Origin of the sequence: Streptococcus sp. HMSC056C01, assembly GCF_001811305.1 — a bacterium.
Taxonomy (GTDB): domain Bacteria; phylum Bacillota; class Bacilli; order Lactobacillales; family Streptococcaceae; genus Streptococcus.
This window is the reverse complement of the sequence record NZ_KV804207.1, coordinates 1-22,350: the sequence shown is the minus strand read 5'-3', so window position 1 is coordinate 22,350 and position 22,350 is coordinate 1. Positions and strand designations below refer to the sequence as shown.

At 40.7% G+C, this 22,350-nt stretch carries 23 protein-coding genes; 16 read left to right on the top strand and 7 right to left on the bottom strand.

The genetic code is table 11. From position 1 onward, the window contains the following. Nucleotides 1-65: 65 nt before the first annotated feature. The 4 genes from HMPREF2795_RS06100 to HMPREF2795_RS06085 are packed head-to-tail and all read right to left on the bottom strand — an operon-like array spanning nucleotide 66 to nucleotide 1,721. Nucleotides 66-605, bottom strand: a complete 540-nt coding sequence (locus tag HMPREF2795_RS06100) for a DUF3278 domain-containing protein (protein WP_075228453.1) — start codon at nucleotides 603-605, stop codon at nucleotides 66-68. Nucleotides 606-617: 12 nt separating this feature from the next. Then, complete coding sequence (locus tag HMPREF2795_RS06095; RefSeq protein WP_075228452.1) at nucleotides 618-959, bottom strand: hypothetical protein; 342 nt, start codon at nucleotides 957-959, stop codon at nucleotides 618-620. A gap of 10 nt (nucleotides 960-969) precedes the next feature. After that, entirely contained in the window at nucleotides 970-1,512 is a 543-nt protein-coding gene (locus HMPREF2795_RS06090) for a DUF3278 domain-containing protein (protein ID WP_075228451.1), read from the bottom strand. Between the two features lie 14 nt (nucleotides 1,513-1,526). Continuing rightward, complete coding sequence (locus HMPREF2795_RS06085; RefSeq protein ID WP_001082470.1) at nucleotides 1,527-1,721, bottom strand: helix-turn-helix transcriptional regulator; 195 nt, start codon at nucleotides 1,719-1,721, stop codon at nucleotides 1,527-1,529. Nucleotides 1,722-1,929: 208 nt separating this feature from the next. Between HMPREF2795_RS06085 and HMPREF2795_RS06080 the strand changes: the two genes are divergently transcribed. Further along, nucleotides 1,930-2,763: a metallophosphoesterase family protein gene (locus HMPREF2795_RS06080; protein WP_075228450.1), complete on the top strand. Its 834-nt coding sequence runs from the start codon at nucleotides 1,930-1,932 to the stop codon at nucleotides 2,761-2,763. A gap of 64 nt (nucleotides 2,764-2,827) precedes the next feature. On the opposite strand, the gene HMPREF2795_RS06075 is transcribed toward HMPREF2795_RS06080, so the two are convergent. Next, the gene (locus HMPREF2795_RS06075; RefSeq protein WP_075228449.1) at nucleotides 2,828-3,637 is read right to left on the bottom strand and encodes an amino acid ABC transporter substrate-binding protein; all 810 of its coding nucleotides are present in this window, start codon (nucleotides 3,635-3,637) and stop codon (nucleotides 2,828-2,830) included. Between the two features lie 230 nt (nucleotides 3,638-3,867). On the opposite strand from HMPREF2795_RS06075, the gene HMPREF2795_RS06070 reads away from it, so the two are divergent. The 5 genes from HMPREF2795_RS06070 to brnQ all read left to right on the top strand — a co-directional run bounded on the left by HMPREF2795_RS06070 (nucleotide 3,868) and on the right by brnQ (nucleotide 8,294). Then, nucleotides 3,868-4,473: a nitroreductase family protein gene (locus HMPREF2795_RS06070; RefSeq protein WP_000670142.1), complete on the top strand. Its 606-nt coding sequence runs from the start codon at nucleotides 3,868-3,870 to the stop codon at nucleotides 4,471-4,473. 9 nt (nucleotides 4,474-4,482) lie between these two features. Next, nucleotides 4,483-5,883 carry a dipeptidase PepV gene (gene pepV / locus HMPREF2795_RS06065; RefSeq protein WP_075228448.1) on the top strand — a complete coding sequence of 467 codons (1,401 nt, stop codon included), beginning with the start codon at nucleotides 4,483-4,485 and terminating at the stop codon, nucleotides 5,881-5,883. 52 nt (nucleotides 5,884-5,935) lie between these two features. Continuing rightward, nucleotides 5,936-6,526, top strand: coding sequence for a uracil-DNA glycosylase family protein (locus tag HMPREF2795_RS06060; protein ID WP_000078102.1), 591 nt, complete (start codon nucleotides 5,936-5,938; stop codon nucleotides 6,524-6,526). After that, nucleotides 6,523-6,804, top strand: a complete 282-nt coding sequence (locus HMPREF2795_RS06055; RefSeq protein WP_000659171.1) for a rhodanese-like domain-containing protein — start codon at nucleotides 6,523-6,525, stop codon at nucleotides 6,802-6,804. Before HMPREF2795_RS06060 ends, HMPREF2795_RS06055 begins: the two co-directional genes overlap by 4 nt. 164 nt (nucleotides 6,805-6,968) lie before the next feature. Further along, entirely contained in the window at nucleotides 6,969-8,294 is a 1,326-nt protein-coding gene (gene brnQ, locus HMPREF2795_RS06050) for a branched-chain amino acid transport system II carrier protein (protein WP_001074604.1), read from the top strand. A 46-nt stretch (nucleotides 8,295-8,340) separates the two neighbouring features. Here brnQ and HMPREF2795_RS06045 read toward each other — a convergent pair whose 3' ends face one another. After that, entirely contained in the window at nucleotides 8,341-8,877 is a 537-nt protein-coding gene (locus HMPREF2795_RS06045) for a DUF1307 domain-containing protein (RefSeq protein WP_001045999.1), read from the bottom strand. A 134-nt stretch (nucleotides 8,878-9,011) separates the two neighbouring features. Here HMPREF2795_RS06045 and HMPREF2795_RS06040 point away from each other — a divergent pair, with 134 nt between their 5' ends. From HMPREF2795_RS06040 to pheT, 5 genes are all read left to right on the top strand, one after another. Then, nucleotides 9,012-10,049, top strand: coding sequence for a M42 family metallopeptidase (locus HMPREF2795_RS06040; RefSeq protein ID WP_001077253.1), 1,038 nt, complete (start codon nucleotides 9,012-9,014; stop codon nucleotides 10,047-10,049). Nucleotide 10,050: 1 nt separating this feature from the next. Then, nucleotides 10,051-10,512, top strand: a complete 462-nt coding sequence (locus HMPREF2795_RS06035; RefSeq protein ID WP_000335582.1) for an HIT family protein — start codon at nucleotides 10,051-10,053, stop codon at nucleotides 10,510-10,512. Nucleotides 10,513-10,523: 11 nt separating this feature from the next. Continuing rightward, complete coding sequence (gene ldcB / locus HMPREF2795_RS06030; RefSeq protein ID WP_000747750.1) at nucleotides 10,524-11,240, top strand: LD-carboxypeptidase LdcB/DacB; 717 nt, start codon at nucleotides 10,524-10,526, stop codon at nucleotides 11,238-11,240. A 276-nt stretch (nucleotides 11,241-11,516) separates the two neighbouring features. Further along, complete coding sequence (gene pheS / locus HMPREF2795_RS06025) at nucleotides 11,517-12,563, top strand: phenylalanine--tRNA ligase subunit alpha (protein ID WP_000103748.1); 1,047 nt, start codon at nucleotides 11,517-11,519, stop codon at nucleotides 12,561-12,563. Nucleotides 12,564-12,693: 130 nt separating this feature from the next. Further along, nucleotides 12,694-15,099, top strand: a complete 2,406-nt coding sequence (pheT, locus tag HMPREF2795_RS06020) for a phenylalanine--tRNA ligase subunit beta (protein ID WP_075228447.1) — start codon at nucleotides 12,694-12,696, stop codon at nucleotides 15,097-15,099. Between the two features lie 115 nt (nucleotides 15,100-15,214). Here the strand turns inward: pheT and HMPREF2795_RS06015 are convergent, their stop codons facing one another. After that, nucleotides 15,215-16,120, bottom strand: coding sequence for an alpha/beta fold hydrolase (locus HMPREF2795_RS06015; RefSeq protein WP_083303347.1), 906 nt, complete (start codon nucleotides 16,118-16,120; stop codon nucleotides 15,215-15,217). A gap of 327 nt (nucleotides 16,121-16,447) precedes the next feature. Between HMPREF2795_RS06015 and HMPREF2795_RS06010 the strand changes: the two genes are divergently transcribed. The 5 genes from HMPREF2795_RS06010 to HMPREF2795_RS05990 all read left to right on the top strand — a co-directional run. Continuing rightward, nucleotides 16,448-17,341: an ABC transporter ATP-binding protein gene (locus tag HMPREF2795_RS06010; RefSeq protein ID WP_075228528.1), complete on the top strand. Its 894-nt coding sequence runs from the start codon at nucleotides 16,448-16,450 to the stop codon at nucleotides 17,339-17,341. Further along, nucleotides 17,338-18,537: an ABC transporter permease gene (locus HMPREF2795_RS06005; RefSeq protein WP_075228446.1), complete on the top strand. Its 1,200-nt coding sequence runs from the start codon at nucleotides 17,338-17,340 to the stop codon at nucleotides 18,535-18,537. Before HMPREF2795_RS06010 ends, HMPREF2795_RS06005 begins: the two co-directional genes overlap by 4 nt. A gap of 292 nt (nucleotides 18,538-18,829) precedes the next feature. Next, nucleotides 18,830-19,405 (top strand): DNA-directed RNA polymerase subunit delta, encoded by a 576-nt coding sequence (gene rpoE / locus HMPREF2795_RS06000; protein ID WP_049502915.1) that lies wholly within the window; start codon nucleotides 18,830-18,832, stop codon nucleotides 19,403-19,405. Between the two features lie 318 nt (nucleotides 19,406-19,723). Continuing rightward, on the top strand, nucleotides 19,724-21,331 hold the full coding sequence (locus HMPREF2795_RS05995; protein ID WP_075228445.1) for a CTP synthase: 1,608 nt from the start codon (nucleotides 19,724-19,726) through the stop codon (nucleotides 21,329-21,331). 118 nt (nucleotides 21,332-21,449) lie between these two features. Continuing rightward, nucleotides 21,450-22,350, top strand: a 901-nt coding sequence (locus HMPREF2795_RS05990; protein ID WP_075228444.1) for a PspC-like choline-binding domain-containing protein, incomplete at its 3' end; no start/stop codon positions are given.

The following is a 22,350-nucleotide window of genomic DNA, read 5'->3' as shown; positions in this document are numbered from 1 at the left end:
AAGTGTTAGGGGATGTTCTTTCTGTTAGGTTGATAGCTATTATAACCAACAATCCAAGCAGTTTCTTACTTTTCCTTATGTAGTGATAGAAAGCTGTAGACCATAGTCCCAAAGATTGCTCCAATACTAAGACCAAAGACAAGTAAGGGGACCATTATCTCTGTTTGGATGATTTTTTCCAAGAAAATTGATAGAGGTATCTGCTGAACGAAGAGTTTATGAAAGAGCAACAGGGCAAATAGGCCAATCTCAATACTTATAAATACCAACCAACTACGAACTTTGATTTGGTGTTTGCTGTAGGTTTTGTAGATGATTTCTGATTTGTCATCCTTCTCAAGATGAAGCTCTTGGACGGCTCTTTGAGCTTTTATACCCATGAACCAAATGAGTCCAAAATAGATGTAGGGCATAACATTTCGAACAATTTCTATAAAGCGTCCGAACAAAATATAGAACAGGAAGAGAAAGAAGGAAGAGTAAAAGATTTGGACCATGGAACGGGCGCAAGCCTTGTAGATGACCTCTTGACGGCATTCATCAAAGGGTCCTTGGATATGAAAGAAATTTCGAACTAAGCGAGTGGTTAAGTCTTCTTTTTTCATGGTAGTGACCTCTTAATAACCTTGTTTTTGATTAACTTCTTTAAAGAGTTGATAGAGAGTATAGAAGTAGACTAGACTAAAAACGATACAGATGGTTAGAAATAAGAGATATCTCCAATCCATAGAATTCGTTAACAGTTGTGGGAAAGATACGAGGATAAAGCAGAGAGATGCGTTTAAGAGGCGTATTTTTTTTGATGTGATTTTCTGAAATCTTTGTCCTTTGTTCAAGACAGGAAGGGCTAAGAGGAAGATGATCAGAAAAGGACGCGTAATTTGGCCATAAACTAGGAAAACTGTCATAAAGATACTGACCAAAATATGACTGAGAATTAAAGTTTGTAGTGATTTCATAAGTTTCCTCCTAATCGTCGTCTTGATCTTCTCTAGCTTTTTGAATACGAAGAGTGACGACAATATGCACTGTTAATCCGAAAAAGAAGGCTGCAACGATGGTCGACAAGATACTTCTGGTATTCAGAAGAGAGGTAAGATAGCTCTTGCTATCATCCATTAGGATATCGAGAAGTGGCATTCCAAACAACATGGCTATTCCATAGATCAGACCAGCTTTAAGTCCGGGATTACGTAACTGTTTCTTTTCCTTCTGGCTCAACATATCAGGATCGATAGCAGCAATACCAGTTTTTTTAGTTTGAGTAGTGACATAGAGAGCACAAACCAAGGAAACCAGAAAAATAATGATTGGATATCCAAAAGCGACTACTTGGGGATATCTAAAAGCAAGGACAAAGGGAATAAGATTGCCTAAAGTCATGAGGTAAAAGAGAATCATAAAGATTTTATTTCCGATGTGCTCAGCTTCGCGCCGTTTGTGTTCATCAAGGGGGCCTGAAATGCCATAGATGCGTTTGATCAGTTTTTCATTGAGGGGTTCTTTTTTCATTTTTCTTCTCCTTTTTAAAAATCGTCCTCCCAAAAGAGACTGTTGAGGTCAGTTTGGAGGCTTCGAGCGAGATTGAGACAAAGTTCCAGGGTAGGATTGTACTTGTCGTTCTCAATCATGTTGATAGTTTGCCTAGAGACACCGATATCCTTGGCGAGCTCAAGCTGGGATATGCCCAGTTCCTTGCGGAATTCTTTTACGCGATTCATGCTTCCTCCTTTTTAGTTTATGTCACATATATTTGACTATAGTATATTCTTTTAAGAACATAATGTCAACTATTTTTGACATATTTTTAAAAGAATCTTGGTGATAATATTTCTATGTAAAAATCTTCTAGCGATTTTATGCTATAATGAAGAAAAATAAGAGTGATTTGGATATCCTGAATGCTATCCAATAAAGAAAGAGCAGAAAATGAACCATAAGATTGCAATTTTATCAGACATTCATGGCAACACGACGGCTTTAGCTGGAGTGCTCGAGGACGCTAAAAATTTGGGAGCGACTGAATATTGGCTTTTGGGAGATATTTTTCTTCCTGGTCCGGGAGCAAATGACTTGGTGGATCTTTTGAAAGACCTTCCCATTACAGTATCCGTTCGAGGGAACTGGGATGATTGTGTGTTAGAGGTTTTAGATGGGCAATATGGTTTAGAGGATCCCCAAGAAATCCAGCTCATGCGATTGACCCAGTTTTTAATGGAGCGAATGGATCCTGCAACGATTACCTGGCTACGAAGCTTGCCTTTGTTAGAAAAGAAAGAAGTCGAAGGCTTGCGCTTTTCTCTTTCACATAATTTGCCTGAGAAAAACTATGGTAGAGATTTACTGGTTGAAAATAATACTGAAAAATTTGACCAGCTACTTGATGAAACTACTGATGTAGCCGTCTATGGGCATGTCCATAAACAACTTCTACGTTATGGTAGTCAAGGCCAACAAATCATCAACCCAGGTTCGATTGGTATGCCTTATTTTGATTGGGAAGGGCTAAAAAATCACCGAGCCCAGTATGCCTTGCTTGAGGTTGAAAATGGTGAATTGGTCAATATCCAATTTCGAAAAGTTGCTTATGATTATGAAGCAGAGCTAGAATCAGCCAAGACCAAAGGCCTTCCTTTTATCGAAATGTATGAAGAATTACGACGTGAGGACAACTATCAAGGACATAATAGGGAATTACTTGCTAGCCTAAATGAAAAGCATGGCTATGTGGAGGATGTGAAGAATTATTTTGATTTTTTGTAAGAGTTGCTTTAACTTACAAATACTAAATAAAACGATTGGACTACCCAATCGTTTTTAATATATCTTATTGTAATTGAGATTGATCTGGTAGGTAAGAACCACCGAGATAGGTTTTGCTGAGTTTTTCAAGGGTTCCATCTTGGTAGAGTTCTTTGAGGACCTTGTCAAATTGGTCTTTAAATTCTTTTTGGTCACTTGAGAAGATGATGTAGTTGTTTGGATTATCATTGCTCTCCAAGTCGACTACGTTCAAGTCTAAACCTCGGTCTTGAATAATTTTTTGAACAGAGATTTTATCAAAGATTAGGAAATCAAACTCGCCATTTGAAAGATCAGTCAGACGTTTAGCGACATCCTCACCAGAGTATTGGATGGTGGCAGGATTGTCAGAGTGGCTTTGATTCCAGTCGGTAACGACTTTGGCAGTAGAAGTTCCTGTATCATCCTGGGTTGTTTTACCAGCGATGTCTTGCAGAGAAGTAAGAGTCTTGTCTTTTCTGCTCACGAGAACTAAAGGATTTTTAGCGATAGGTAGGGAGTAGAGGTATTTGTCTGCTCTCTCTTTGGTGTAGCTTAGGTTATTGGCAGCAGCTTGGTAACGGCCAGCATCCACTCCAGGGAAGATACTTTCCCAAGCTGTTTTTTGAAATTCAATCTTGTATTGGTCTAGTTTTTCATCGACTGCTTTTAAAACTTCAACATCATATCCAGTTAGGTTTCCATCTTTTTCAAAATCAAAAGGGGGGATGTCTCCAGCAGTTGCTACGACAATGGTTTTAGGACTAGCAGTGGAAGTAGAAGCACTATCCTGTTTAGATTGTCCACAGGCAACCAACAAGGGACTAATAGCTAATAATAAGAATAATTTTTTCATAAGAGTCTCCTTTACTTAATGGTATCTAGCTTACCAGACAATCAATCAGATATCCAATATATATTTTTTATGGACGTGATAGAGAATTATTATAATTTCCAGTTTGAGTCTATAATTAAAATTCAAACCAGATAAGAAAAAGATAATTTCTTTCACTAATGAAAAATCTCTGCAAGCTCTTTCAGAATGTGGTAAAATGGAAGCAATAGAAATAGAAAAGGAAATCAATTATGAAATTTCTTGAGTTAAATAAAAAACGTCATGCGACCAAGCATTTTATTGATAAACCTGTCGATCCGAAGGATGTTCGTACAGCTATCGAAATCGCAACCTTGGCACCAAGCGCTCACAACAGTCAGCCTTGGAAATTCGTCGTGGTTCGTGAAAGAAATGCTGAACTAGCAAAATTGGCTTACGGTTCAAACTTTGAGCAAGTAGCATCTGCACCTGTAACCATTGCCTTGTTTACAGATACAGACTTAGCTAAACGTGCTCGCAAGATTGCCCGTACTGGTGGTGCCAACAATTTCTCAGAAGAGCAACTGCAATACTTCTTGAAAAATCTTCCAGCTGAGTTTGCGCGTTACAACGAACAACAAGTCAGTGACTACTTGGCTCTTAATGCTGGGCTTGTAGCTATGAACTTGGTCCTTGCTTTGACTGACCAAGGAATCGGATCAAACATTATCCTTGGTTTTGACAAATCAAAAGTCAATGAAGTCTTGGAAATCGAAGAACGCTTCCGTCCAGAGCTCTTGATTACAGTGGGATACACAGATGAGAAGTTGGAACCAAGTTACCGCTTGCCAGTAGATGAAATTATCGAAAAAAGATAGGAAGAAAAAATGACAGTTATTGATTTTACAGCAGAAGTAGAAAAACGTAAAGAAGCCCTCTTGGCTGACTTGTTTAGCCTTTTGGAAATCAACTCAGAACGCGATGACAGTAAGGCAGATGCGCAACATCCTTTTGGACCTGGTCCGGTGAAAGCTTTGGAGAAATTCCTTGAAATCGCAGACCGTGATGGCTACCCAACAAAAAATGTCGACAACTATGCAGGACATTTTGAGTTTGGTGAAGGGGAAGAAGTTCTCGGAATCTTTGCCCACATGGACGTGGTGCCAGCAGGTAGCGGTTGGGATACTGATCCTTATACTCCAACTATCAAAGATGGTCGTCTCTATGCGCGTGGTGCTTCAGATGATAAGGGACCTACAACTGCTTGCTACTATGGTTTGAAAATCATCAAAGAATTGGGACTTCCAACTTCTAAAAAAGTTCGCTTTATCGTCGGAACTGATGAAGAATCAGGCTGGGCAGATATGGACTACTACTTTGAGCATGTAGGACTTGCGAAGCCAGACTTTGGTTTCTCTCCAGATGCTGAATTCCCTATTATTAATGGTGAAAAAGGAAATATCACAGAATACCTCCACTTTGCTGGTGAAAACAAGGGTGCAGCTCGTCTTCACAGTTTCACAGGCGGTTTACGTGAAAACATGGTTCCTGAATCAGCGACAGCAGTGGTTTCAGGGGATTTGGCTGATTTGCAAGCGAAACTAGATGCCTTTGTTACAGAGCATAAGCTTAGAGGAGACATTCAAAAAGAGAATGGTAAGTACAAGGTTACGATTATCGGTAAATCTGCCCACGGTGCTATGCCTGCTTCAGGTGTCAATGGTGCGACTTACCTTGCTCTCTTCCTCAGCCAATTTGCCTTTGAAGGACCTGCAAAAGACTACCTCGATATTGCTGGTAAGATTCTCTTGAATGACCACGAAGGGAAGAACTTGAAAGTAGCTCATGTGGACGAAAAGATGGGTGCCCTTTCTATGAATGCGGGTGTTTTCCGCTTCGACGAATCAAGTGCTGACAATACTATTGCCCTCAACTTCCGTTATCCAAAAGGAACAAGCCCAGAGCAAATCAAGTCAGTTCTTGAAACCTTGCCAGTTGCTTCAGTTAGCCTTTCTGAACATGGGCATACTCCTCACTACGTACCAATGGAAGATCCACTCGTTCAAACTTTGTTGAATGTTTATGAAAAACAAACAGGTCTTAAAGGTCACGAACAAGTTATCGGTGGTGGAACGTTTGGTCGTCTCTTAGAGCGTGGTGTAGCCTACGGTGCTATGTTCCCAGATTCTATCGATACTATGCACCAAGCCAACGAATTTATCGCCTTGGATGATCTTTTCCGTGCAGCAGCAATCTACGCTGAAGCTATTTATGAATTGATCAAATAATGATCTAGAAGTCTGAGATTTTATGCTTGGACTTCTTTTTGGAGGGAAACAGATGTCTCAAATCGAAAAAATCAAGCAAGCTATCATAGAGGATCCCCAAAATGCCGGCTATACTGAGCAAGGCATCGAGCCACTCTTTGCAGCACCAAAAACAGCTCGTATCAATATCATTGGCCAGGCACCTGGTCTCAAAACCCAAGAAGCAGGGCTATACTGGAAGGATAAAAGTGGGGACCGCTTGCGAGAATGGTTGGGTGTGGATGAAGACACCTTTTACAATTCAGGTTACTTTGCAGTCATGCCCATGGATTTCTACTTTCCAGGTCATGGGAAATCGGGTGACCTACCACCTCGTCCAGGTTTTGCAGAAAAATGGCATCCAGAACTCTTGAAGGAATTGCCAGATATTCAATTAACACTCTTGATTGGTCAGTATGCCCAAGCCTACTACCTGCATGAGAAAGTTAGTGGTAAGGTGACAGACCGTGTGCATCGGTTCAAGGATTATTTGCCTGATTATTTCCCACTGGTGCATCCTTCACCCCGCAATCAAATCTGGATGAAAAAAAATCCTTGGTTTGAGGCAGAAGTTGTGCCTGACTTGAAAGATAGAATCCAAAAAATTCTCGGAGAAGAAAAATGAAAGAAATTACTTTTAACAATTTTTACCAGCTTTATCAGAAAGAGGCGCTTTCTGTATTGGATGTGAGAGAAGTAGAGGAATTTGAGGCTCTTCATTTAGAAGATGCTCGTAATTTCCCTCTTAGTCAACTGGCAGATACTTATGAGCAACTAGATAAAACCCAGCCTTACTATGTGATCTGTAAATCAGGTATCCGTTCCGCACGTGCCTGCCAATTTTTAGCAGAACAAGGCTATGAAGTTATCAATGTCAAAGGTGGCATGGATGCTTTAGAATAAGACAAACTCCCTTTGAGACTGAAAATAAAAAAGGTCTCGAAGGGAATTTTTTTGCATTAAAATTCGGAAAATTGAAAACATTTTAGAATTATTTCGTGACAGCCTTTTCTGGCCTTTAATCATGTTATACTAAGAAAGTATTTTATTTTTAATAAGGAGAGTTTATGGCTAAAAAAGGTGCTTTAACAGGATTACTCCTGTTTGGAATATTTTTTGGAGCAGGTAACTTGATTTTCCCTCCAACTCTAGGCGCACAGTCTGGAGAAAACTTCCTTCCTGCCATTGCAGGATTTGTATTTTCAGGTGTTGGGATTGCCGTCCTAACTTTGATTATTGGGACCCTTAATCCTAAGGGGTATATCTATGAAATTTCTAAGAAAATTTCTCCATGGTTTGCGACGATTTATCTTGCAGTTTTGTACTTGTCGATTGGCCCATTCTTTGCCATCCCTCGTACAGCAACGACATCGTTTGAAGTTGGTATTAGTCCACTCTTGGATCAAGCAGATAAAGGTTTAGGTTTGATTGTCTTCACCATTCTCTACTTTGTAGCTGCCTACCTAATCTCGTTGAATCCTTCAAAAATCTTGGATCGTATCGGTCGAATCTTGACTCCAGTTTTTGCCATCTTAATTGTTATTCTGGTTATCCTTGGAGCTTTCAAGTATGGTGGGAATGCACCACAAGCAGCTTCAGGCGCTTATCAAGCTTCAGCCTTTGGTGCAGGTTTCCTTGAAGGATACAATACACTTGACGCGCTTGCTTCTGTTGCCTTTAGTGTGATTGCAGTTCAAACCTTGAAACAACTTGGTTTTTCAAGTAAGAAAGAGTACATTTCAACCATTTGGGTGGTTGGAATCGTTGTAGCACTCGGATTTAGTGCTCTCTACATCGGGCTAGGTTTCTTGGGCAATCATTTCCCAGTAACAGAAGAAGCAATGAAGAGTGGAACTCCGGGAGTTTATATCTTGTCTCAAGCGACTCAAGAAATCTTTGGTTCTACTGCTCAGCTTTTCCTTGCGGCTATGGTAACCGTTACTTGCTTTACAACGACTGTAGGGTTGATTGTATCAACTGCCGAGTTCTTTAACGGACGTTTCCCACAAATCAGCTACAAGGTTTATGCGACTGTCTTTACCTTGATTGGTTTTGCCATTGCAAATCTTGGTTTGAGTGCTATTATTAAGTACTCTGTACCAGTTCTCGTTATTTTGTACCCAATTACGATTGCCATTGTCATGATTGTGATTGTGAATAAGTTTGTCGCTCTTTCAAAACCAGGAATGCAATTAACTGTTGGTATTGTCACAGCCATTGCTATTGCAAGTGTTTTAGGATCTACTTTTAAAGTCGAGGTCCTTGCAAATATCGTGAACGCTCTACCATTTGCGGAGGCTTCTCTGCCATGGTTGGTACCAGCTATTATCGGAATTCTACTTTCTCTTGTTCTTCCAAATAAACAAGAAAGTGAAGCTTTTGAAATGGAATAGAAAAAACTTGGCATCGGCCAAGTTTTTTCTATTTAGTTTTAGTTACTTAGTTTTTTTCTGTATAACCAAGGTCTGTTAACATTTTTTTAGAGGCTTTAAAACTTACGTTTTTTCCAACGCCTGAGTATTCTTCTGGTAAAGCTTTTCTAAGTTCGTCAATGCTTGCAACTGAAAGGTCAATCTCAAGATCTTGTACGACTTTACCATCTTTAACTTCGATTGAGAAAGTTACCCCTTTAAGTCCCTTATAGCCTTTGTAGGTTTCTTCAAGAATACTTTTTACAGCATCTGCAGTATTATTGAGGACTTCAGGATCAGCGACATTATGAGCAGTTTGTTTGACAACATTATCACCGTCAACTGTATAAGTTAAGGTTGATACGACACCAGGCTGAGAATCGTTCACAAAGGTCGCAGTTTTTAATTCGGATTTCTTTTCAGTAGTGCTAGATTCAGAAGTTTTTACTTCAGTCGTTTCTGGTGTAGAAGAGCTAGAAGAAGTGGTTGAGGATTGTTTTGAACATCCCAACAAGAATGCCAAAGGCAAGGCTAAGAAAAGTGTCGTTTTGAAATATTTGTTCATTTTGTATTCCTTTCATCATAATACTTTACTTCATTTTACCATAGATTAATTTTAAAATCAAAGTATTTTAAGTTTTTCTTTTTTGCACATACTACGATGGGAAAAGTGATATAATGGTAACAAGAGGTGAAAAAATGAATCAAACTGTAGAATATATCAAAGAACTAACTGCTATTGCGTCACCAACAGGTTTTACGCGTGAAATTACGAATTATTTAGTTGAGACGCTTGAAAAACTAGGTTATCAACCAATCCGTACTGCTAAAGGTGGTGTCAACGTTACTGTTAAAGGTAAAAATGATGACAAACAACGCTATGTAACTGCCCATGTAGATACCTTGGGTGCCATTGTTCGTGCTGTTAAATCAGATGGTCGTCTCAAGATGGACCGTATCGGTGGCTATCCTTGGAACATGATTGAAGGCGAAAACTGCACGGTCCATGTAGCTAGCACAGGTAAAACCGTATCAGGTACGATTTTGATCCACCAAACTTCTTGTCACGTTTACAAAGATGCTGGAACTGCGGAACGTACACAGGACAATATGGAAGTTCGTTTGGATGAAAAAGTGACCAATGAAAAAGAAACACGCGCACTCGGTATCGAGGTTGGTGATTTTATCAGCTTTGACCCACGAACTGTCGTGACTGAGACAGGCTTTATCAAGTCTCGTCATTTGGATGACAAGGTCAGCGCAGCTATTCTCCTTAATCTCCTCAAAGTCTACAAAGAAGAAGGAATTGAACTTCCTGTCACTACGCATTTTGCTTTTTCAGTCTTTGAAGAAGTGGGGCACGGTGCTAACTCAAGTATCCCTAGTCAAGTTGTCGAATATCTAGCTGTGGATATGGGAGCAATGGGAGATGATCAGCAGACGGATGAGTACACAGTCTCTATCTGTGTTAAGGATGCTTCAGGTCCTTACCACTATGAATTCCGTCAACATTTGGTAGCTCTCGCAAAAGAGCAAGACATTCCATTTAAGCTAGATATCTATCCATTTTACGGTTCGGATGCTTCGGCAGCGATGTCAGCTGGAGCAGAGGTTAAGCACGCTCTTCTAGGAGCAGGTATTGAATCAAGCCATTCTTATGAGCGTACTCATATTGATTCTGTAGTGGCTACTGAGCGTATGGTGGATGCTTATCTCAAGAGTGAGTTGGTGGACTGAGATGTGCTTGATTTGTGATCGAATTGAACTCATCAAGTCTGGTGACAATCCCTACTTTGTCAAGGAGTTAGAAACAGGATATGTTGTCATCGGAGATCACCAGTATTTTGAAGGTTACACTCTATTCTTAGCCAAGGAACATGTCACAGAACTACATCATCTAGGTCCAAGTGTCAGACTTCAATTTTTAGAGGAAATGAGTCTGGTGCAGGAAGCTGTTTCTAAAGCTTTTTCTGCTGAAAAGATGAATGTAGAGTTGCTTGGAAATGGAGATGCCCATGTCCACTGGCATATTTTCCCGAGACGAGAGGGTGATATGAAGGGACACGGTCTTAATGGACGTGGTCCAGTCTGGTGGGTTCCATGGGAAGAAATGATTGCTGAAGAATATCAGGTTAAGGGAAGCAAATTAGAAGACTTGATTGCAAGATTATCTGAGACTTTAAACCAGATGATTAAATGAAAGGATAACAGATGAAAAAAAGATACCTTATCTTATCAGGATTATTAGCCTTGACATTGGCAGCTTGTTCACAAGAAAAATCATCAACTACAGAGGCTAAGTCTTCTGCAGAGCAAGCAACTGTACAAGAAGGAACCGCGGGAAGTAAGTCTCAGGAAGCTAGTCAAAAGAAAGCAGAAGTGGTTAACAAAGGAGATCACTACAGCATTCAAGGCAAGTACGATGAGATTGTTGTGGCTAATAAGCATTATCCTATGTCAAAAGATTACAATCCTGGAGAAAATCCTACCGCAAAGGCAGAACTGTTAAAACTCATTGCAGCTATGCAGCAAGCAGGTTTCCCAATTAGTGATCACTATAGTGGGTTTAGAAGTTATGAAACTCAAACTCAGCTTTATCAGAACTATGTAAATAAAGATGGCAAGGCTGAAGCTGACCGCTATTCTGCAAGACCTGGTTATAGTGAACACCAAACTGGCTTAGCTTTTGATCTGATTCGAACAAATGGAGAACTAGTCACTGAAGAAAAGGCAGCCCAATGGCTTTTAGACCACGCCGCAGACTATGGCTTTGTCGTTCGTTACCTTAAAGGTAAGGAAAAAGAAACAGGATATATGGCTGAGGAATGGCACCTTCGCTATGTTGGCAAAGAAGCCAAAGAAATTGCAGCAAGTGGCCTCAGTTTGGAAGAGTATTACGGTTTTGAAGGTGGAGACTATGTTGATTAGTCGCAAAACATCTTGCAAGATTACTTAAAATTTGATAAAATGAATAATAATTAAATAGGAATCTGCAAGACTAGTATCTCAGGGGAAGTATCTCAGGGAGGAGAGCCGTGACTGAAAGCTCTCTATATGAAAGCTGGGTGAATTCACTTGCCTATGGATTCAGAATAAAGGTCTGACTTGTCAGATGAAAACGGATGGTACCGCGTGTCAACGCTCCGAGTGGAGTTTTTGGCATGTGGTTTTCTTTTTATCTTACGAGAGACTGATGGAGGAATTATGTCAACTATTGAAGAACAATTAAAAGCGCTTCGTGAAGAAACGCTAGCTAGCTTGAAGCAGATTACTGCTGAAAATGAAAAAGAGATGCAAGAATTGCGTGTCTCAGTCCTTGGTAAAAAAGGGTCACTGACTGAAATCCTTAAAGGGATGAAAGACGTTTCTGCTGAAATGCGCCCTGTTATCGGAAAACACGTCAATGAGGCTCGTGATGTCCTAACAGCTGCCTTTGAAGAAACAGCTAAGCTCTTGGAAGAAAAGAAAGTGGAAGCTCAACTAGCAAGTGAAAGCATTGATGTGACACTTCCAGGACGTCCAGTTGCGACTGGTCACCGTCACGTTCTTACACAAACTAGTGAAGAAATTGAAGATATTTTCATTGGTATGGGTTACCAAGTTGTGGATGGATTTGAAGTTGAGCAAGACTACTACAACTTCGAACGTATGAACCTTCCAAAAGACCACCCAGCCCGTGATATGCAGGACACTTTCTACATCACAGAAGAAATCTTGCTCCGTACCCACACGTCTCCAGTTCAGGCGCGTGCGATGGATGCCCATGATTTTTCTAAAGGTCCTTTGAAGATGATCTCACCAGGACGTGTATTCCGTCGTGATACTGACGATGCGACCCACAGTCACCAATTCCATCAAATCGAAGGCTTGGTTGTTGGGAAAAACATCTCTATGGCTGACCTTCAAGGAACTCTTCAGTTGATTGTGCAAAAAATGTTTGGTGAAGAGCGCCAAATCCGTTTGCGCCCATCTTACTTCCCATTCACAGAGCCTTCTGTTGAGGTTGACGTTTCATGCTTCAAGTGCGGCGGAGACGGCTGTAACGTATGTAAGAAAACTGGTTGGATCGAGATTATGGGTGCCGGTATGGTTCACCCACGTGTCCTTGAGATGAGTGGTATCGATGCGACTGTTTACTCTGGCTTTGCCTTTGGTCTTGGTCAAGAGCGTGTAGCCATGCTTCGCTACGGAATCAACGATATCCGTGGATTCTACCAAGGCGATGTCCGCTTCTCAGAACAGTTTAAATAAGATTGAAACATGAAACACAATCCTATACAGTTCTAGTCATTTCCTCTCGGTGAGAAATGGCAAGAGCTTACTCGAAGAAAAAGAAAGGAATTGAAAAGGTCTCGATTGATGAGATCTTACGATCAGAATTATGTTAGTATCATACAAATGGTTAAAAGAATTGGTGGACATTGATGTGCCATCACAAGAGTTGGCTGAGAAAATGTCAACTACAGGGATCGAAGTAGAAGGTGTGGAATCTCCAGCTGCTGGTCTCTCAAAAATTGTCGTCGGAGAAGTCTTGTCTTGCGAAGATGTGCCAGAAACACACTTGCATGTCTGCCAAGTCAATGTGGGTGAAGAAGAAGCCCGTCAAATCGTCTGTGGAGCACCAAATGTGCGTGCAGGTATCAAGGTTATGGTGGCTCTTCCAGGTGCTCGCATTGCTGATAACTACAAGATTAAAAAAGGGAAAATCCGTGGCTTAGAGTCACTCGGGATGATCTGTTCACTTGGTGAATTGGGCATTTCTGACTCCGTTGTACCGAAAGAATTTGCAGATGGCATCCAAATCTTGCCAGAAAATGCTATTCCAGGTGAGGAAGTCTTCTCCTATCTAGACTTGGATGATGAAATCATCGAACTTTCTATCACGCCAAACCGTGCAGATGCTCTTTCTATGCGTGGGGTAGCGCACGAAGTAGCCGCTATCTATGACAAGGCAGTCAATTTTAAAGAATTTACTTTAACAGAAACAGACCAAGTTGCAGCAGACGCTCTTTCTGTCAGCATTGATACAGACAAGGCGCCTTACTATGCTGCACGTATCTTGGACAATGTGACCATTGCACCAAGTCCACAATGGTTACAAAACCTCCTCATGAATGAAGGCATCCGTCCGATTAACAATGTCGTCGACGTGACCAACTATATCTTGCTTTATTTTGGTCAACCAATGCATGCATTTGACTTGGATACCTTTGATGGAAGCGAGATTCGTGTGCGTGAGGCTCGTGCTGGTGAAACATTGGTAACCTTGGACGGTGAAGAACGTGAGTTGGAAACAAATGACTTAGTCATCACTGTAGCAGACAAGCCAGTAGCTCTTGCAGGTGTCATGGGTGGACAAGCTACAGAAATCTCTGAAAAGTCTAGTCGTGTCGTTCTTGAAGCTGCTGTTTTCAATGGCAAATCTATCCGTAAGACAAGTGGTCGCCTCAATCTTCGCTCAGAATCATCTTCACGTTTTGAAAAAGGTATCAACGTGGCAACCGTTAATGAAGCCCTTGATGCGGCAGCAAGCATGATTGCGGAATTGGCTGGTGCGACAGTGCGGAAGGGCATCGTTTCAGCAGGGCAGTTGGATACATCTGATGTAGAAGTTTCTTCTACTCTTGCAGACGTCAACCGTGTCCTCGGTACAGAGCTTTCCTACGCAGATGTAGAAGATGTCTTCCGTCGTCTTGGATTTGGCCTTTCTGGAAATGCAGATAGCTTCACAGTAAGCGTACCACGTCGTCGCTGGGACATCACTATCGAAGCGGATCTTTTTGAAGAAATCGCTCGTATCTATGGTTATGACCGCTTGCCAACTAGTCTTCCAAAAGATGATGGAACAGCTGGTGAATTGACTGCGACACAAAAACTCCGCCGTCAAGTTCGTACTATCGCTGAGGGAGCAGGTTTGACAGAAATTATCACCTATGCTCTAACAACTCCTGAAAAAGCAGTCGAGTTTACGATTCAGCCAAGTCATTTGACAGAATTGATGTGGCCAATGACTGTGGACCGTTCAGTTCTCCGTCAAAATATGGTTTCAGGTATTTTGGATACAGTTGCCTACAACGTAGCACGTAAGAATAAAAACTTGGCTCTTTATGAGATTGGAAAAGTTTTCGAGCAAATCGGTAATCCAAAAGAAGAATTGCCAAATGAAATCAATAGCTTTGCCTTTGCCTTGACAGGCTTGGTTGCTGAAAAAGACTTCCAAACAGCAGCAGTTCCTGTTGACTTCTTCTATGCCAAGGGAATTATGGAAGCCCTCTTTGCTCGCTTGGGTCTTGAAGTGACTTATACAGCAACCTCTGAAATCGCTAGCCTTCACCCAGGACGTACAGCCTTGATTTCACTCGGTGACCAAGTCCTTGGTTTCCTCGGTCAAGTACATCCTGTTACAGCTAAGGCTTACGATATTCCAGAAACTTATGTAGCAGAGCTCAACCTTTCAGCTATCGAGAAAGCTCTTCAACCAGTAGCTCCATTTGTGGAAATTACTAAATTCCCAGCAGTCAGCCGTGATATCGCCCTTCTCCTCAAAGCAGAAGTGACTCACCAAGATGTGGTTGATGCCATCAAATCTGCAGGCGTGAAACGTTTGACAGCTATCAAACTCTTTGATGTCTTCTCAGGTGAAAAACTAGGACTTGGTATGAAGTCAATGGCTTATAGCTTGACCTTCCAAAATCCAGAAGATAGCTTGACTGATGAAGAAGTCGCACGCTACATGGAAAAAATTCAAGCATCACTTGAAGAAAAAGTGAATGCAGAGGTGCGTTAACAGTCTATAATCCATCCCTAAGGATGGATTTTTTAGTACAAAAAATCATCAAGCTTTAGCCTGATGATGTAATCAACTTGGGGAATAAGTTCTATGTAATACTGCTATATCTAGGTTAGCCATCCATATTTTTGGTCATCCAATCAGCTAAGAAGTGGTAAGTATCTTGTCGATTGATTTCGTTCAGAATTTCGTGACGAGCCTCTTCAACTACTCGGACGCTTACTTTCGAATGTGAAGCCTTTAGGAGTTTTACAAATCTTTCTATACCTTTACCATTTTCTCCCAGAGGGTCTTCTTGTCCTGAAATAACGAGAATGGGGAGTTGAGCTGGAATCTCATCGATTACCTGCTTACTAGCTACTTGATTAGAGAAGTAAAAAATGGATCTGTACATGGGAATAGTAGGGATGAATTGACAGAATGGATCCTTCAGATAAGCTTGGTTAGATTCTTCATTTTTCGAGAGCCAATCTACAGATGTTTTCGAATTCTTAATACTTCGATTAAAACTATCAGTTGATAGATAGGTCAGGATTTTACTACGGTGCTTATTCCCTTTTATAAGTCGGATGCATTCTGTTAGGATGAGAGCAAATCGAGTTAGAAACTGAGGTTGTTGACCAGTAGCCATGATAATCAAGGCATTGATAGGTGGTTTTCGTTTAGCTACATAATAGCGACACATAAGAGAACCCATAGAATGCCCTAGAAGGACGATTGGAAGTTCTGGATAGCTTTCTTGAATTAAAGAGGTCACTCTTTCAATATCATCGATGAGTTCCTCGGGAGATTCAGGAAAGACTCCGAGTTGACTTGGATTTTGAGCAGTATAACCGTGGCCGAGATGATCATGGCCGATAACAGTAAAGCCTTCGTTATTCATGGCTAGAGCAAATTCTTCATATCGTTCTACGTATTCTACCATGCCATGTACAATCTGAAGAATGGCTTTTGGTTGTTCAGCTTCCCAAATGATTAAGTTATTGTTGTTTGGTTCGAGTTTAAGTCTTTTTTTCATATCAGATTCCTTGCTTATGATAATCTATAGTCTATCAAAAATATACCATAAAATAGCACGATAAGCTAGGCAGAATGATGAAGATTGCTAGTAACAATTCAGGACTGAAAATGAACATTTGAGGACATAGCCAACGGATTTATCAAGAAATGAGTATAATAAATTTATCACTTAAAACCTGGAGGACTAAAATGCTTGGTGATAAGCTAATAAAGTTCCTATCCAGAAACTATCCTTCTTGAAATCAAGATTTAAAAATGTACATAAATCATTGTAAAGGCTATCAAAAAGGAGTATAATGAGTTCAATAAATTTCGGAGGTGGATGATGCTCGAAGTAAGAAATCTAGAGAAAAGTTTTGGGCCTAAGCAAGTTTTGTTTGGTGTTGACTTTCAAGCACGACCAGGGCGTATTTTGGGGCTGGTTGGGAAAAATGGAGCTGGGAAAACAACTATTTTTCACAGTCTTTTGAAATTTTTAGACTATCAAGGGGAGATTGAGCTTGATGGTCAAGATATTCGTCAGGAGACTTATGCTCGCATTGGTTATCTCCCTGAAGAACGTAGTCTTATGCCTAAATTGACAGTCCTTGAACAAGTTCGTTACTTGGCGACCCTAAAAGGCATGGACACCAAGGAAATCAAAGAAAAACTCCCTCAATGGATGGAAAAATTGGAAGTCAAGGGAAAATTGACGGATAAGATCAAGAGTCTCTCAAAAGGAAATCAACAGAAGATTCAATTGATTATTACTCTGATTCATGAACCCGACTTGATTATCCTAGATGAACCTTTTAGTGGCTTGGATCCAGTCAATACCGAGCTTCTTAAGCAGGTTATCTTGAAAGAAAAAGAGCGTGGAGCAACCATTATCTTTTCTGACCATGTCATGACCAATGTCGAAGAACTTTGTGATGATATCCTCATGATTCGTGATGGGCGTGTGGTCTTGCATGGACCGGTTCAAGAGGTTCGCAATCAATACGGCAAAACACGACTTTTTGTTTCAAGTGACCGAAGCAAGGAAGAACTGGAAAATCTTCCTCATGTTAAACAGGTTAGCTTGACTAAGCAAGGTAGCTGGAAGTTGATCTTGGATGATGAAAGTGCAGGTAGAGAACTCTTCCCAATCTTGACTCAAGGTCAATATATCGCGACTTTTGATCAACAAGCTCCAACAATCGATGAAATCTTTAAATTAGAATCAGGGGTGGAAGTATGAGAAATATGTGGGTTGTAATCAAAGAAACCTATCTAAGACATGTCAAGTCGTGGAGTTTCTTCTTTATGGTGGTTTCGCCTTTCCTCTTTTTAGGTCTATCTGGAGGAATTGGTGTTCTCCAAGGTTCTTCCTTGGCTCAAAATAGTAAGGTAGCAGTAGTTAGTTCTGTTCCTCTTGTTACAGAAGAACTTAAATCGACCAATGGTCTTAACTTTGACTATAAGGATGAAGCGAGTGCCCAAGAAGCCATCAAGGATGAAAAAATAAAAGGCTATCTAACTATTGACCAGGAGAACAGTGTCCTCAAGGCAGTCTATCATGGTGAAACTTCACTAGAGAGTGGCATTAAGTTAGCAGTGACCGCTAAGTTGAATGAACTCCAATCCCAACTCAACCGTTCAGAAGCAAATTTGTCTCAGGAACAGGAAAAACGCTTGGCTCAAACGGTTCAATTTACAGAACAGATTGATGAAGCCAAGGAAAATAAAAAGTTGGTTCAAACCTTTGCGGCTGCAGGACTGGGTTTCTTCCTCTATATGATTTTGATTACTTACGCTAGTGTCACTGCTCAAGAAGTAGCCAGCGAGAAAGGAACCAAAATCATGGAAGTGGTCTTCTCAAGCATTCGTGCTAGCCATTATTTCTACGCACGCATGATTGCCTTACTTCTTGTGATTTTGACTCATATTGGTATTTATGTCGTTGGTGGTCTTGGAGCTATCTTATTCTTTAAGGATATGCCTATCTTGGCTAATTCAGGTATTCTAAATCACTTGGGAGAGGCCTTCTCGCTTAACACCTTATTATTTATCTTAGTCAGTCTCTTCATGTATGTAGTCTTGGCAGCCTTCTTAGGTTCCATGGTTTCTCGTCCCGAAGATGCAGGAAAGGCCTTGTCTCCGTTGATGATTTTAATAATAGCTGGTTTTGTTGGCGTTACTGCACTAGGAGCTGCAGGAGACAATTTGATTTTGAAAATCGGTTCTTATATTCCTTTCATTTCGACCTTCTTTATGCCTTTTAGAGCTATCAATGGCTATGCAAATGGTTTGGAAGCTTGGATTTCACTTATGATTACGATTGCTTTTGCGGTGACTGCAACCATCTTTATCGGACGCATGTATGCTAGTTTGGTCCTTCAAACAGATGATTTGGGGATCTGGAAAACCTTTAAACGAGCTTTAAGTTATAAATAAAGTATCGGACCTGTGAGTGTATCTCCCAGGTCTTTTATACTCTTCGAAAATCTCTTCAAACCACGTCAGCATCCATCTGCAACCTCAAAACAGTGTTTTGAGCAACCTGCGGCTAGTTTCCTAGTTTGCTCTTTGATTTTCATTGAGTATTAATTAGCTGAAATATTTCACATTTATTTCTCCTAAACCTTTGACTATTAGGCAAAATTATCGTACAATAAAGAGTACATGATAAAATGAGATCAGAGTTTATCCACTCTGACGTTAGTAGTAAAAAATGAGGAGAAACGCTTTGGAATTAGAAGTATTTGCTGGGCAAGAAAAAAGTGAACTATCTATGATTGAGGTGGCTCGTGCCATCTTGGAACTCCGTGGTCGTGATCACGAAATGCATTTTAGTGATTTGGTTAATGAAATCCAAAACTATCTCGGTACCTCTAATAGCGATATTCGTGAAGCTTTGCCTTTGTTCTATACAGAATTGAACTTTGACGGTAGCTTTATCTCTCTTGGAGATAACAAATGGGGCCTTCGTTCCTGGTATGGAGTGGATGAAATCGATGAGGAAATCATTGCTCTTGAAGAAAGTGATGATGAAGAAGTAGCACCTAAGGCTAAGAAAAAACGTGTCAACGCCTTTATGGATGGTGATACAGATGCTATTGATTACAGTGCAGATGATCCAGAGGATGAAGACGCCTACGAAGAAGATCCAGCTCTTTCTTATGATGATGAAAATCCAGATGATGAGAAGAATGAAGTGGAAGCCTACGATGCTGAAATCAATGAAATCGCCCCAGATGATCTAGATGAAGAAGTCGATCTTAATGAAGAAGACGACGAAGACTCTGAAGAAGAGGAAGAATAAAAATAAAAAGGAGTTGGAGCTGGAATCGGTCTATCAAGTCTCGATTTCCTAGTCCAGCTTTTTTTGTATTAGTCTGAGTTAGTTTTGTAAGCTGGAATGCGCCAAGTCAACGATTTGTTCTATTTGACAAATGGTTCATTTTGAGGTAATATATTGTTCGGGCACCTCTTTTAGAGGTCGGAGCTCCCTAGTTATTAGGGAGCTATTTTTGTTTTTCCAGGAAGCTTTGCTTCTTGGGGTGTAGTTATTGATGAAGGTCTTGTTTTCTCAATCCCCTGTTAGTGAACAAGACCTTGAGCATTTTAGAAAGAGGAATCTATGTCTACGAAATATATTTTTGTCACTGGTGGTGTGGTGTCGTCTATTGGAAAAGGGATCGTTGCAGCGAGTCTTGGACGTCTTTTAAAAAACCGTGGTTTGAAGGTGACCATTCAAAAATTTGACCCTTATATCAATATCGACCCAGGAACCATGAGCCCTTACCAGCACGGGGAAGTCTTTGTAACTGATGATGGGGCTGAGACAGATTTGGACTTGGGTCACTATGAACGTTTTATAGATATCAACCTCAACAAATACTCAAACGTGACAACTGGTAAAATCTACAGCGAAGTTCTTCGTAAGGAACGCCGTGGAGAGTATTTGGGTGCAACTGTCCAAGTTATTCCTCATATTACAGATGCTTTGAAAGAAAAAATCAAGCGTGCTGCCCTAACGACTGACTCTGACGTTATTATTACAGAGGTTGGTGGAACAGTCGGCGATATCGAGTCCCTTCCATTCTTAGAAGCTCTTCGTCAGATGAAGGCAGATGTGGGTGCAGATAATGTCATGTATATCCATACGACCTTGCTTCCTTACCTCAAGGCAGCTGGTGAAATGAAAACCAAACCAACTCAACACTCTGTCAAAGAATTACGTGGTCTGGGAATCCAGCCAAATATGTTGGTCATTCGTACAGAAAAACCAGCAGGACAAGGGATTAAAAATAAATTAGCCCAGTTCTGTGATGTGGCGCCAGAAGCAGTTATTGAGTCCTTGGATGTGGATCATCTTTACCAAATCCCACTTAATCTGCAAGCTCAAGGCATGGATCAAATCGTCTGTGACCATTTGAAAATAGATGCACCTGCAGCAGATATGACAGAGTGGTCAGCTATGGTTGATAAGGTTATGAACCTCAAAAAACAAGTCAAGATTGCACTTGTTGGTAAGTATGTTGAGTTGCAAGATGCCTACATCTCAGTTGTTGAAGCTTTGAAACACTCTGGTTATGCCAATGATGCAGAAGTCAAGATTGATTGGGTCAATGCTAACGATGTGACAGCTGACAATCTGGCAGAACTCCTATCTGATGCTGACGGAATCATCGTGCCAGGTGGTTTTGGTCAACGTGGAACAGAAGGCAAGATTGAAGCGATTCGCTATGCGCGTGAAAATGATGTACCAATGCTGGGAGTCTGCTTGGGTATGCAGTTGACCTGTATCGAATTTGCCCGTAATGTCTTAGGTCTTGAAGGAGCTAATTCAGCAGAGCTAAATCCTGATACCAAATACCCTATCATCGATATCATGCGTGATCAGATTGATGTTGAGGACATGGGTGGTACCCTTCGTTTGGGACTTTATCCTTCTAAGCTAAAACGTGGTTCTAAGGCAGCGGCAGCTTATCATAACAAAGAGGTGGTGCAACGCCGTCACCGTCACCGTTATGAGTTTAACAATGCCTTCCGTGAACAGTTTGAAGGAGCAGGTTTTGTCTTTTCAGGCGTTTCACCAGACAATCGCTTGGTCGAAATTGTTGAAATTCCAGAAAACAAATTCTTTGTGGCTTGTCAGTACCACCCAGAGCTTTCAAGTCGTCCAAACCGCCCAGAAGAACTCTACACTGCTTTTGTAACAGCAGCTGTCGAAAATAGTAAATAGTCATGATTAAACCTTTGAGAGTCATCTCAGAGGTTCTTCCTATATACATTTAGGATATCTCTTGCAAAAAAATAACATAGTGATATAATTAACATGGATAAAAACAGGAGGGAATCTCATGAAAAAAATCACACTATTTAGTTTGTCTTTAGCAGGTTTAGCTTTACTAGCTTTTCCTCATTCAGGAAAGGCCTTCGAGCTTGAAGAAGAGTGGGTCATTAAGGGTGGTGTTCAATATCAAGATGGCAAAATTCTTCGATTTGAAAATGGACATGAAGTAGATATCAAAGTCTTAGATTTGCCCAAAAACGAAAAAATTGAATGGAAAGTCACTTTAAATGGTCAAGATCAGACTGTCAATTTTCTAGGTCAAGAAAAGGACAAGTCTATGGTCGGTACAGAGGGGCGTTACCTGAATTTCTACGTACCTTATGGCTACAGAGGAGATATCAAAGTAGAAGCCAAGAGTGGAAATGAAACAAAGACCTGGTCCACTAAAGTAGTTGATGATGTATATAATGACGGTGGAAAGAGTGGTTACTTCCGTATTGACGAATCAAATGATCAACACACCTACCTTGATGCAAAATGGGACTATCAAACCAAGACCTACACTGCTACCTTACCAGAGACTGTCAATGGTCAAAAAGTATTTGCTTGGGCAGACGACTATGAAGAATTGAAACTTCAAAAACCAGGAGTTATTAGTCATTCCTACAGGGGAGCAGGAGCCTTCAAAATACTTTATCCGATTGTAAAAGCAGAAAGCTGGCTAAAATCTAAACAAAACTGGTACTATCAAAAACAAGGACAACTAGTTAAAGATGCTTGGATTAAGGATCAGGGAACATGGTACTTTATGGATGATGAAGGGGTTATGTTTAATCAAACATGGCTATACCAAGGTGGTAGCTGGTATGCCTTTAAATCATCAGGAGCTATGATTTCAGCTGATTGGTTATATGATAACGGCTCTTGGTATTACCTAAAAGACTCAGGTTCAATGGCGACAGGCTGGC